General features: G+C 27.8%; 12 protein-coding genes. 2 read left to right on the forward strand and 10 right to left on the reverse strand.

Annotated elements, in window-relative coordinates:
• Positions 1-30 precede the first annotated feature (30 nt).
• Positions 31-900: a radical SAM/SPASM domain-containing protein gene (locus tag NG904_RS04495; RefSeq protein WP_252212502.1), complete on the reverse strand. Its 870-nt coding sequence runs from the start codon at positions 898-900 to the stop codon at positions 31-33.
• Between the two features lie 225 nt (positions 901-1,125).
• Between NG904_RS04495 and NG904_RS04500 the strand changes: the two genes are divergently transcribed.
• Positions 1,126-2,211, forward strand: coding sequence for a glycerol dehydrogenase (locus tag NG904_RS04500; RefSeq protein ID WP_252230122.1), 1,086 nt, complete (start codon positions 1,126-1,128; stop codon positions 2,209-2,211).
• Between the two features lie 114 nt (positions 2,212-2,325).
• Here NG904_RS04500 and speB read toward each other — a convergent pair whose 3' ends face one another.
• The 6 genes from speB to speD all read right to left on the reverse strand — a co-directional run bounded on the left by speB (position 2,326) and on the right by speD (position 9,000).
• Entirely contained in the window at positions 2,326-3,171 is an 846-nt protein-coding gene (gene speB / locus NG904_RS04505; protein WP_252212504.1) for an agmatinase, read from the reverse strand.
• 43 nt (positions 3,172-3,214) lie between these two features.
• Entirely contained in the window at positions 3,215-4,354 is a 1,140-nt protein-coding gene (nspC, locus tag NG904_RS04510) for a carboxynorspermidine decarboxylase (protein WP_252230124.1), read from the reverse strand.
• Positions 4,355-4,589: 235 nt separating this feature from the next.
• On the reverse strand, positions 4,590-5,789 hold the full coding sequence (locus NG904_RS04515; RefSeq protein WP_252212506.1) for a saccharopine dehydrogenase family protein: 1,200 nt from the start codon (positions 5,787-5,789) through the stop codon (positions 4,590-4,592).
• 54 nt (positions 5,790-5,843) lie between these two features.
• A complete protein-coding gene (gene speE, locus NG904_RS04520) occupies positions 5,844-6,707 on the reverse strand; it encodes a polyamine aminopropyltransferase (protein ID WP_252230126.1) in 864 nt (287 codons plus the stop codon).
• A complete protein-coding gene (locus NG904_RS04525; RefSeq protein WP_252230128.1) occupies positions 6,708-8,165 on the reverse strand; it encodes an aminotransferase class I/II-fold pyridoxal phosphate-dependent enzyme in 1,458 nt (485 codons plus the stop codon).
• Positions 8,166-8,181: 16 nt separating this feature from the next.
• Positions 8,182-9,000 carry an adenosylmethionine decarboxylase gene (gene speD, locus NG904_RS04530; protein WP_252212509.1) on the reverse strand — a complete coding sequence of 273 codons (819 nt, stop codon included), beginning with the start codon at positions 8,998-9,000 and terminating at the stop codon, positions 8,182-8,184.
• A 530-nt stretch (positions 9,001-9,530) separates the two neighbouring features.
• Between speD and NG904_RS04535 the strand changes: the two genes are divergently transcribed.
• On the forward strand, positions 9,531-9,866 hold the full coding sequence (locus NG904_RS04535; protein ID WP_252212510.1) for a hypothetical protein: 336 nt from the start codon (positions 9,531-9,533) through the stop codon (positions 9,864-9,866).
• 524 nt (positions 9,867-10,390) lie between these two features.
• Here the strand turns inward: NG904_RS04535 and NG904_RS04540 are convergent.
• From NG904_RS04540 to NG904_RS04550, 3 genes are all read right to left on the reverse strand, one after another.
• Complete coding sequence (locus NG904_RS04540; RefSeq protein WP_252212511.1) at positions 10,391-11,131, reverse strand: YebC/PmpR family DNA-binding transcriptional regulator; 741 nt, start codon at positions 11,129-11,131, stop codon at positions 10,391-10,393.
• Between the two features lie 226 nt (positions 11,132-11,357).
• Positions 11,358-12,005: a YigZ family protein gene (locus tag NG904_RS04545; protein ID WP_252212512.1), complete on the reverse strand. Its 648-nt coding sequence runs from the start codon at positions 12,003-12,005 to the stop codon at positions 11,358-11,360.
• The gene (locus tag NG904_RS04550) at positions 11,993-13,420 is read right to left on the reverse strand and encodes an aminotransferase-like domain-containing protein (RefSeq protein ID WP_252225571.1); all 1,428 of its coding nucleotides are present in this window, start codon (positions 13,418-13,420) and stop codon (positions 11,993-11,995) included. Before NG904_RS04550 ends, NG904_RS04545 begins: the two co-directional genes overlap by 13 nt.
• Positions 13,421-13,438: the final 18 nt, after the last annotated feature.

Here is a 13,438-nt window from a genome sequence, read left to right on the forward strand (position 1 = left end):
AACATATTAAAAACACAAATTCCTTGTATATTATCTTACTCTATTTATAAAGCCACACTTTTTACATAACTCTTCTACTGCAACTCTTCTTGAAAAGCCATCATACATATCTTTAGCTCGTTTAGAATTTAAAATTTCTTCTAAATCACTTTCGAATATATTACCAAGTGGTATATTACCTTCACTATCTAGACAGCATGGTACAACTGTTCCATCTACTAATATCCCTATTTGATCTCTTAATCCATAGCAAAAAGCTCTTTCTCCTAACTCTTCACTATTAATTGATGGCCATTTAAATTTTTCCCCCATGCTTAAATATACATTTTTAGAAAGTTTAACACTATTTTTTTCCCTTAATATATCTTTTAAGTTATAGTCTAATTTAAATCTTTCTTCAAGAACACTATATATGTCTATATTCATATCATTACTTGCTTTATATCTTGTATCTAAATTCCACAATCTTAATGAACAAATTATATTACTTTTTTCTGTAGCTTCTTCACAAAAACTTACTATATTTTCTATATATTCTTCAAATTTTATTTCCTTATTATTAGCTTCAAAACTATGAAGTGAAATATTTACTTGTCTTAATGCTGGTGATTTAATCAATATATCCTTCACATCATTTATTAATGTTCCATTTGTAGTAATATTAGCTTTTATTTTATACTTATTACTTAAATCTAAAAACTTTTCAAGATTAGAATTTAAAAATGGCTCACCCATTAAATGAAAATAAACATAATCACTATATGGTTTTACAGATTTTAAAACATGTTCAAAAGATTCCTCATCCATAAATTTTAATTTTCTACTTGTCTTGGGGCAAAAATTGCATTCTAAATTGCAAATATTAGTTATTTCTATATATACTCTTTTAAATTTTCTCATTAATTTTATTCACCTTTTCAATCGTTTTAATAATGATATTATACTAAATTTATTATATAACTTTCTATAAATAATCACAAAAAACGCACTAAACTAAAAAGAAATAAGTTGAAAGTATATACACAATACTTTTTAAATTATTAAAATTTGTAACATAAACCATATTCTGAATTATATATGCTATACTAGAGTTATATTATTTTATATATTTTAGGAGGGATAATCATGGCAAATATTATCATTTCACCAGGTAAATATGTTCAAGGAAATGGCGAACTTGAAAATATAGCAACACACACTAATAATTTAGGAGATAACTTTTTTGTAATCATTAGTACCTCTGGAATGAAGAGGGTATCTAATACTATAAAGAATAGTTTTTCTAATAGCGATGAAAATTTAACATTTGAAATATTTAATGGAGAATGCTCAGAAACTGAAATAATGAGATTACAAAAATCATTTAAAGAAAATAATTGTAATGTTGTTATAGGAATAGGTGGAGGTAAAATTTTAGACACTGCTAAAGCTGTAGCATATTATGAAGATGTTCCTGTAGTAATAGCTCCAACTATTGCTTCTACAGATGCTCCTTGTAGTGCATTGTCTGTTATTTATAAAGATAACGGTATTTTTGATAAATACTTACTATTAAAGAAAAATCCTGACGTTGTATTAGTGGATACAAAAATTATAGTTAATGCTCCTTCAAGATTGTTAATTTCTGGCATGGGAGATGCACTAGCAACTTATTTTGAGGTGAGAGCTTGCAAAAGAGCCAATAGTTTAAATTTATGTGGAGGACATATAACTCTTGCTGCTGAAACTCTTGCTTATTCATGTTACAAAACATTATTATTAGAAGGATATAAAGCTAAGCTTGCTGTTAGTAACAATGTTGTTACTAAATCAGTTGAAAATATTGTAGAGGCAAACACATTATTAAGTGGTTTAGGTTTCGAAAGTGGTGGTTTATCTGCTGCACATGCAATCCATAATGGGTTTACAATTTTAAAAGAATGTCATGATTTATACCATGGTGAAAAAGTTGCCTTTGGTACAATAACACAATTAGTATTAGAAAATGCTCCTATTGAAGAAATTAGAGAAGTTATAAACTTCTGTAAATCACTTGGTCTTCCAACTAATTTATCTGAGATGGGAATTAAAAATATTGATAAAGATGATATAATGAGAGTTGCCGAAGCTTGCTGTGCTGAAGGTGAAACTATTCACAATATGCCATTTGAAGTTACCCCTTATGATGTATATGCTGCTATTTTAACAGCTAATAAATTAGGACGAGCTTAATAATAATTAAGCATTAAGTTTTATATAAAACATAAGCAAAAAAGTGCAGATTAACGAAATAAAATTCATTATTCTACACTTTTTCATTTTAAGTTACTATAAATTAAAAATTTGTTAATATATACTAAGTAACAATTCTCTTAATACTTTGCAAGCTAATGCTGTTGAACTTCCACTTTTATCATATATAGGACAAAGTTCATTTATATCCATTCCTACAATATTTAACTTACTTATCTTTAATATTGCTTTTAACAAATCCATAAAAGTAACCCCACCAGCTTCTGGAGTTCCTGTTCCCGGAAATACTGATGGATCTAATACATCTAAATCTAATGTAAAATAGACTGGCTTTCCTTTTAATTTATCAACAATCTCTGCAAGTTGATTAAAATTAAATTTATTCGTAAAAACATGATCTCTTCCCCAATAAATTTCTTGTTTTTCTCCTGATCTTATTCCAAATTGAAATATTTTATTATCTCCAACTATATCCCACACTCTATGCATAACTGTTGCATGAGATAATTTTTGTCCTAGATAATCATTTCTTAAGTCTGCATGAGCATCAAAATGTATAACATGGACATCAGGATATTTTTTGTTTATAGCTTTAAATGCACCTAAGGTTACTAAATGTTCCCCACCAATCATGCATGGTATTTTATTGTCATTAACTATTTTAGATGTAAATTTTTCAATATCATTTAATGCATTTTCTGGATTTCCAAAACTAAGTTCTAAATCTCCTCCATCAAAAACACATATATCTTCTAAATCCTTATCTTGATATGTACTATAAGTTTCAATTCCAAAAGACTCACTTCTCATTGCTTTACTAGCAAATCTTGTTCCTGGTCTAAATGATGTTGTTGAATCAAATGGTGCTCCAAAAATAACTATTTTTGATTCATCGTAATTATTGTCACATCCTATAAAAGTCTCTACATTCTTATTCATAATTCTCTAAATCCTTTCTAGCATAAAATGTAATTTAATTTTTTTATAATCGTGATTTAAAATCTTCATATCCAAATTTTTTTATAACTTCTATTCCTTTTTCTTCACTATATTTAACTATTGAAGGTAAGTTTATTCCATTAAAAGTATTATTTTTAACCATTGAATAAATAGCCATATCACAAAACACTAGCTTATCCCCTACTTTCAAGGGCTTTTTAAAAGAATAATCTCCTATTATATCTCCTGCAAGACAAGTTGGAGCACCTAACCTATATGTATGTTCATACTGATTTGGCATACCTGAATTTATAATATGAGGTCTATATGGCATTTCAAGTACATCTGGCATATGGCAAGCTGCTGATGTATCTACTATTGCAATATTCATTCCGTTTTTTATTACATCTAAAACAGTACATACTAGAAATCCACTGTTTAAAGCTACTGCTTCACCAGGTTCTAAATAAATATCAATTTGATATTTATTTTTCATATATAAAATTGTTTCTATTAGAGTATCAATATCATAATCTTCTCTTGTTATATGGTGTCCACCACCAAAATTCAACCATTTCATATTTTTAATGTACTTACCGAATTTTTCATCAACAACTTTAATGGTACGAGCTAAAGTATCTGAATTTTGTTCACACATAGTATGAAAATGTAATCCATCTATTCCTTCGAGTTCTTCTGGTTCAAAATTTTCTAAAGTAACTCCCATTCTGGAATTTTCAAAACAAGGATTATATATATCTGTTTCTATCTCTGAATACTCTGGATTTATACGAATTCCACATTCTATTCTCTTATCCTTATATTTTTTTACTTTATCCTTATAAAGTCTCCATTGATTGAAAGAATTAAATACTATATGATCACAATACTTCATTATTTCATCAAATTCATCTTCTCTGTATGCTGGAGAAAATATATGTACTTGTCTTCCCATCTCCTCATATCCAAGTCTAGCTTCAAAAAGCGAACTTGAAGTAACCCCTTTTAAGTATTTACCTATTAAAGGGAATGTAGAATACATAGAAAAGGCTTTTGTTGCAAGAATAATATTAGCACCTGTCTCCTTTTGAACATAATCTAGTTTTTCTAAATTCTTTTTTAAAAGTCTTTCATCAATCAAATAACATGGTGATGGCAATTTATTTAAATCTATATCATTCATAAAATATATCCCTCCTAATTTTAAATTTACGCTATGTTTTAGTAAAATTTTGATGGACTAAGTAGTTGAATTTAATAATATTAAATTAACCAAATATTATTTTGTTTTTTATATTAAGAATGATGAAGAAAATTTATCTCTTCATCATTCTTAAAATGTATATCTATACAAACTATATTGTTCTTAATTAAGATCACTAAAGTTTAAATATATCAAAACTCTACTAAAACATAACTTACTTAATTAAAGTTGGATTAAAATCTTCTTGCCATGGTAATCCCCATTTATTTAATTCCTCCATAAATGGATCTGGATTAAATTCTTCTATATTGTGAACACCTGGTTTATTCCATAACCCTCTTAATATCATACTTGCGCCAATCATAGCTGGAACTCCTGTTGTATAAGAAATAGCTTGCGATCCAACTTCCTTATAACATTCTTCATGATCACATACATTATATATATAGTAAGTTTTTTCTACTCCATCCTTAACGCCTTGGAATATACATCCTATATTAGTTTTTCCTTTAGTTCTTGGACCTAATGATGCTGGATCTGGTAAAACAGCTTTTAAAAATTGTAATGGAACTATTTTTTGTCCTTCAAATTCAATTGGTTCAATAGATGTCATACCAACATTTTCAAGTACTTTTAAATGAGTTATATATTTTTCTGAGAAAGTCATCCAAAATCTAATTTTCTTTATTCCTTTAATGTTAATAGCTAAAGATTCTAATTCTTCATGGTGTAATAAATACATATCCTTTGGTCCTATTTCTGGAAAATTATAAACTTCTTTTAATTCAAGAGGTTCTGTTTCTACCCAATTACCATTTTCCCAATAGCTTCCATTAGCTGTAATTTCTCTAATATTAATTTCCGGATTAAAATTAGTTGCAAAAGGATACCCATGATCTCCTGCATTAGCATCTAAAATATCAATATAGTTTATTTCATCAAAATAGTGTTTTTGAGCATAAGCACTGAATACGCCTGTAACTCCTGGATCAAAGCCACTACCAAGTAAAGCTATTATTCCTGCTTCTTCAAATTTCTTTTTATACGCCCATTGCCATTTATATTCAAATTTAGCTGTATCAAGTGGCTCATAATTAGCTGTATCTACATAATGAGTTTTTGTTGCTAAACATGCATCCATAATAGTTAAATCTTGATATGGAAGTGCAAGATTTATTACAACATCTGGTTTAAACTTTTCTATAAGAGAGATAAGTTCATCTACATTATCAGCATCAACCTTTGCTGTTTGTATCTTAGTCTTTCCACCCTCTAATTTAGTTTTTAATGCATCACATTTTGATAATGTTCTACTTGCAATACATATTTCTTCAAAAACATCTGAATTTTGACAACACTTATGAATTGCTACACTAGCAACTCCTCCAGCGCCAATAATTAAAGCTCTTCCCATTTTTAATTCCTCCAATTCATTCATGTAAATATAGTTTTCTCTTTTTATTTTTTTCTATTCCTTATCTTCATTATATTCATTAAGTAGTTCCTTTACATAAGTAGGTAACGCAAAACATCCCACATGAAGATCTGTATTATAATATTTTGTTTTTATTCCTAATTTATTCCATAACTCTGCATCAAGATCTTCAATTGGATCATATTTTTTAGAAGCAAATCCAAATAACCAATGTCCTGATGGGTAAGTTGGGATATGCGCTTGATAAACTTTGTTTACTTTAAATAATCCTTGTATTTTTTCATGGGCATCTTTCATTGATTTTGCATAATATTCATAATATGGACTTTCATGTTGATTAACTAATATTCCATCTTTACCTAATGCTTTATAACAATTCCCATAAAATTCTTTAGTAAATAGTCCTTCTCCTGGTCCAAACGGATCAGTTGAATCTACTATTATCAAATCATATTCATTTTCTTTATTACGAACAAATCTTAAACCATCTTCGTATACAATATTAACTCTCTCTTCATCAAGCTTGCATGCTGTTTTAGGTAAATACTTTTTGCATACCTGAACAACTCTTTCATCTATTTCAACCATATCTATTTTTTCTATGGTTTTATATCTTGTAAGCTCTCTTATAGTTCCTCCATCACCTGCACCGATAACCAAAACATTTTTTATATTAGGATTAGTTGCCATAGGAACATGAACTATCATATCATGATATATGAATTCATCCTTTTCAGTTACCATCATTAAGCCATCTAATGTAAAAATTCTTCCAAATTCCCTTGATTCTAAAATATCAATTCTTTGAAAATCACTTTGTTCACTATATAATTCTCTATCAACTCTAATTGAAAATTTTACATCTTCTGTATGCTTTTCTGTATACCATAATTCCATTTATTCTGCCTCCACTACATTAATCTTTTCAATTTTTAAATCTTCTGTTCCGGTTAAAAAACATCCCTTTTCTTTTGCATAATTTATATAGTCTAAAATTTCTTTAGTTATTTTTTCACCTGGCGCAAGAATAGGAATTCCTGGTGGATAACACATCACAAATTCAGCGCATACTTTACCAACACTTTCATTCATAGGTATAGAATTTTTTGAAGAATAAAATGCTTCTTGAGGCGTAAGTATAACTTCTGGATTTATATATTCATGGTCAAACATACCTGCTTTATCTTTCGAATGTAACCTCTTGATTTCTGATAATGCTGAGATTAGTCTTTCTATAGTTAAAGCTCCATCTCCAACAGATATAATGGCAAGTATATTGGCAATATCTCCAAACTCTATTTGTATTCCATATTCATCTCTTAAAATATCGTATACTTCTATACCAGCAAGTCCTATATCCCTAGTAAATATAGATAACTTAGTTCTATCAAAATCAAAAACAGTATCATTATCTATAAGTTCTTCTGAAAAAGCATAATATCCATCTATTTTGTTTATTTCATCTCTAGCATACTGAGCAAGATTTTTTACCTTGTTAAAAATTTCTTTTCCATTAAGCACAAGATCTCTTCTTGCTAAATCTAAAGATGACATTAAAAGATATGAACCACTTGTTGTTTGAGTTAAATTAATTATTTGTCTTACATATCCAATACGTAAATCACAATTTAAAAGTAAAAATGAACTTTGTGTTAATGAACCACCCGTCTTATGCATACTAACAGCAGCCATATCTGCCCCAGCATCTATTGCTGATACAGGCATATCTTCTCCAAAATAAAAATGAGTTCCATGTGCTTCATCTACTAAAACATACATTCCATGTTCATGAGCTAATTTAGTAATCTCTCTTAAATTAGAACAAATACCATAGTAAGTTGGATTATTTACAAGTACAGCCTTTGCATCTGGATTTTCTTTAATTGCTCTTTTTACATCTTCAACAGACATCCCAAGAGGTATGCCTAATTTTTTATTAACACCTGGATTTATATAAACAGGTATAGCACCACTAATTACCAAAGAATTTATAGCACTTCTATGAACATTACGAGGCATTATAACCTTTTCGCCTCTCTTACAAACACTCATAACCATTGCTTGTACTGCTGATGTAGTTCCATTCACCATAAAAAAAGCATGTTTGGCGCCAAAAGCATCAGCTGCAAGTTTCTCTGCCTCTTTTATAACTGATACTGGATGACAAAGATTATCCAATGGTTTCATTGAATTTACATCAACAGAAAGACACTGTTCGCCTAAAAATTCTTTTAACATAGGATTTCCTCGTCCTTGCTTATGTCCTGGTACATCAAAAGGTACAACTCTTGCTTTTTTATACTTCATCAAAGCTTCATAAATAGGAGACTTTGAGTGAGATTCCTTATCTTTCATTTTCCAATCCCCCTCATTAATATATATTAGTTCCACTGAAAATCTCTATCATCTCTTTACGCAAATTGTTTTCAATTTCAAGCCTTTGTTTTGGCTTGATTTCATAAACATCCCTATTAAAAAGATAATTTTGAAGTTCAATTTCTTTAATTAACATTTTTGTATGAAATATGTTTGATTGATATACATTTATATCCATCGCATCATATTTATTTAAAGTGCTTTCATCAATATAATCTTGTATTGATGTTATCTTATGATCTATAAATAGCTTTTTTCCATCAACATCTCGAGTAAAACCTCTAACACGATAATCAATTGTTATAATATCTGAATCAAAGCTTCCAATAAGATAATTTAATGCATTTAATGGAGAAACTTCTCCACAAGTAGATACATCAATATCTACACGAAAAGTAGCAATTGAATTATCTGGGTGATATTCTGGATAAGTATGTACTGTTACATGACTTTTATCTAAATGACCTACAACAGTATCTCTAGTCTTTAAAATATCAATTTGTCCAAGATTACATGATTTATCTATTTCCTTTACTGCAAGTGTTTCTTCTGATATTAATATTGTTACACTTGCTCCTTGAGGATCATAATCTTGTTTTGAAATATTAAGTACATGAGCACCTATCATATCAGTTACATCACACAAAATATTTGTAAGTCTTTCTGAATTGTATTGCTCATCAATATAAGCAATATAGTCCTTTTGCTCTCGCTCACTTTTTGCATAGCATACATCATAGATGTTAAAGCTAAGTGTTTTTGTGAGGTTGTTAAAGCCGTATAATTTCAGCTTGTTTTCCAACCCTAACATCACAACCTTTCTCTATAAAAATAACACTTTATTGTTTAATTAATATATACTTATTTTTTCAGTAAGCATATGTAAAAATGCTACAAAATTATTCTATAATCTGCATGTTTTTCAGAAATTCTTACAAATACTTAACTTTTAGTTTAGCTATTCTTAATCTTTTATCTTGTACATTTTACTATATTTTAATTTTAATTACTACTGTTTTTTAAATTTTTTCCCACTTTTTTTTTAATAACTTGTAATAAGTTCAAGATTTTCAAAAATAATTTATTATTTTAATTGTTAATTAATCATGTAAACTTCTTCATCCTGCAAATCTTGTCAAGAACAAAATCGTCAAGGTGACTTTAGAGCCGTCGATTTTTTTTAGTCGTGCACCCTTTCCAAATGCAATGCAAGAATAATGTTGCAGCATATAATTATTTTTTATTTATAATTCATATAGTGTTTATAATATTATATCAACACTATATGATATAATATATTATGTGTTTATAAAAATATAAATAATAAAAAGGGGGTAAATTTATATGAATAAAGATTATATTAATGCATTAGATGCTGCTAAAGAATATAATTTATATTTAAAAGTAGTTACATCAGTAAAATCTTTTGATACATACAATAGCTTTTTCAATATATTTGATCAATATGATGATGCTTGTAGACGAATTGTAGTATTAACAAAATATGAAAACTTAGAAGAAATTTATGAAGAAGATCCAACTCAAGAAGTTGATTCTAGTAAAATAATAGATGGATGCATATATCTTAAAAGTGCGTCATTACTTACAAGACCTGATAAAATTGATTGTAGTAACATGGTAGTAGCTAAAAATTTAGTAGAAGATTTAGTAAATAGTTGATATTTTATTCTAAAATATCAACATTATTTCAACAAGTATCTATTATTTTCTTATTTCTCAGAAATCATATTTATTATTTGTTTATATATGATCGCATATAATCTTTGCAACCCTATTTATTTCATAATAATTTAAGAATCTAGATTGTCATTAATATTATAAGCATAAGATTCAAAATTATCCTATCCTATATAAATATTAGAATAATCGACCAATTCACTATAATATATATCAGAACTATTAAGCTTTTAGATTAAAATTAAAAGTATTATTTTTTACACAAAATTGACATTATGTTGTAACAATTGATCTATATAATAATCAATATAAAGAAATTACTAATTAAATACCCCTTTTATAATCATAACTTTCAATTTTCAGAGTAACTTGCCATCCCCATTAGCAAGTTACTTTTTAATTTAAAACATAGCCTTAATTTTATGCAAAAAAGCACCTTTAATATCAATGTGAATTCTCATTGATATTAAAGGTGTTCTTATTTCAATGTAATGTTACTTAGCTTTTTATTCTTCCCATCCTTCTGGGAACTCAGCATTGTGGTAAACTTCTTGAACATCATCATCATCATCAAGTAAGTCTAACATCTTTTGGAACTTCTTAGCATCATCTTCATTAATTGCTGTGTATGTATCTGGAATCATTTTAACATCAGCTTCTAAGAACTCAATTCCTGCTGCTTCTAATGCTTCTCTTACTGTTCCAAAATCTTCTGGAGTTGTTGTAACTACAAATACTTCTTCTTCATCAGCGTTGAAATCTTCTGCTCCAGCATCTAATGCAAGCATCATCATTTCGTCTTCATCTTTATCAGCTCTTTCAATTACAAGTTCGCCTTTTTCTTGGAACATGAATCCTACACATCCTAATGTACCCATGTTTCCGCCACCTTTTGTGAAAGCGCTTCTTACATTACCAGCTGATCTATTTTTATTATCAGTAAGTGTTTCAACAATTACAGCTACTCCACTAGGGCCATAACCTTCATAAACTATATTTTCAAAATTAACTTCTCCTAACTCACCTGATGCTTTTTTAATCGATCTTGTTATAGTATCATTAGGCATATTAGCAGCTTTTGCTTTTGCAATAACATCTCTTAATCTATTGTTTATTTCTGGACTAGGTCCACCATTTTTAACAGCTACCATTAATTCTTTACCTATTTTAGTAAAAATCTTACCTCTTTTTGCATCTGTTTTGCCCTTCTTAGCTTGAATATTATGCCACTTTGAGTGTCCTGACATATTGTTTTCCTCCTTACTTTAATTTAAGGCTATGTTTTAGCAGAGCCTAATTTAAATATATAAATTGCATTACTAAATCTAAATAAAAAAATAATATTAATATAGATTTTCAATTACAATAATATAATTAATTCACCATTATTTTAATATATACTTTAATATAAAAATCACCAAAAATTATATCATAACAACGATTGCTATTCAAGTAATTGCTATAATATGTAAACTAAATACACTTATATAGTCTATTTTCTTCTTTAAAATATATTTCTTCATCGCTCTTAGATATTATTATTTTCCCACTGCTACATTCAATCATTTCTTTTTCCATATTTTCTATAATATCTTTTTCAGCTAATATATGAACAATAACTTTATCTGTATATTCAGTATCTTCTATATGCCATAAATTTTGTGCACATATATATTGAACTTTTCCAAATAAATCATAATCCATTTCTAAACTTAATTTTAACCCAACAACTTTTTCAACAATTCCTGCACATTTTATTGATATACTTGCACCTTTAGTATAAGCCCTAGTAAGTCCCCCTGTTCCAAGCAAAACTCCACCAAAATATCTTGTTACTACTACAGCACAATCAGTTATACCGCTCTTTTTCATAACTTCTAATATAGGTATTCCTGCTGTCCCCTGAGGTTCACCATCATCAGAATATCTTTGAATATTCATATTTTCACCTATAACATATGCCCAGCAGTTATGTCTTGCTTGTTTATGCATATTTTTTATTTCACTAACAAAGGCTTTAGCTTCTTCTTCGCTTTCCACACGTTTTGCATATCCTATAAATTCAGATTTCTTTTCTTCAAATCTGTCTTCACCAAAATTTCTTATAGTTATATATGGCATTCAATTAACTCCTCTCTTAAGATATTGAGTCCCTTTATAATTTTACTTTCATCAGTTTGATAAAATCCTATTCTAAATGTATTTTTCCCATCATTATGAGATGTAAAAAACATTATTCCTGGAGTTATATATACTCCTTTTTTTCTTAATCTTAAAAATAATTCTTTAGAATTTATTTTACTATCCTTTAATGTTAGATAAAAATTCAATCCTCCTTTAGGATCAATATAACTTACCAAATCTTTAAAATCATTGTCTAATATTTTTTGCATTATCTTATATCTTTTACTGTATTCAATATTCAAAGCTTTAATGTTTTCTTTCCACTTACTTTCGTATATATATAAATCTAAAGCTCTTTGCATCAAACTTGAAGTAGTTATGTCTGTATTAAATTTCGAATTTTGAAGACTTTCTCTAAAAATTTCAGGTGCAACTAAATACCCAAGTCTTATTCCTGGTAAAAATATTTTAGAAAAACTTTTTATATAGATAACTCTTTCATTTCTGTCTAGCCATTTAAAAGGAATGTATTCTATTGATTTTTCATATATAAGTTCTGATAAATAGTCATCTTCTATTATATAAAAATCATATATTTCTGCTAATTCTAAAATTCTTTTTTTCTTTTCTAGACTGTAACTAACTCCTGTTGGATTTTGAAAATAGCTCATAGTATAAAAACATCTTATATTATTTTTTTGAAGTATTTTTTCAAACTTATCTAAATCTATTCCATCTTCTTTTATTGGTACTTCAAAAATATTAGCTTTTTTCCACTTAAATACAGATAATGCACCTCCATAAGTAGGTTTTTCTACTACTACATTATCATTTATATTTAAAATTCCTTTTGAAACTATATCTATACCTTGTTGAGCACCAGATACAACAAGTATATCTTCTTCATTTAATTGATCATTCCAAAAAACATTATTTATTGTTGATATTAGATTCTTATAACCATATGAATTATTAGATATAAGTGCATTCGCACCATCTCTATCTAAAACCTTATCTATAATTTCCTTCAAATCTTCTATTGGAAATAACACTTCTGTATTGGTTTCACCTGTAAAATCAACTATATTAGGTAATTCATCTATTCTTAATTTTTTTAATGTATTTGAATATTCTCTTCTAAATATATTAGGTAATTCTTTTACTTTTGCATATGTTCCACTACCGACTTTTTGATACGCATATCCTTCAGCTTTTAATCTTTTATATGCATTAACAATGGTAACTGAATTAACGCCTAAAACTTTGGACAGCTCTCTTATTGTAGGCAATTTTGCTTTATCCTTTATTATTTTCTTCTCTATTAAACCTTTTGTAAAATTAGATATTTGTATATACTTAGGTATCTCTTCTTCAAACTCTATTTCTTTATATAATTTAATATATTCACCCATTATTTAAACCCTCTATAA

Origin of the sequence: Clostridium sp. ZBS15 (assembly GCF_023845705.1) — a bacterium.
Lineage (GTDB): Bacteria > Bacillota > Clostridia > Clostridiales > Clostridiaceae > Clostridium > Clostridium aquiflavi.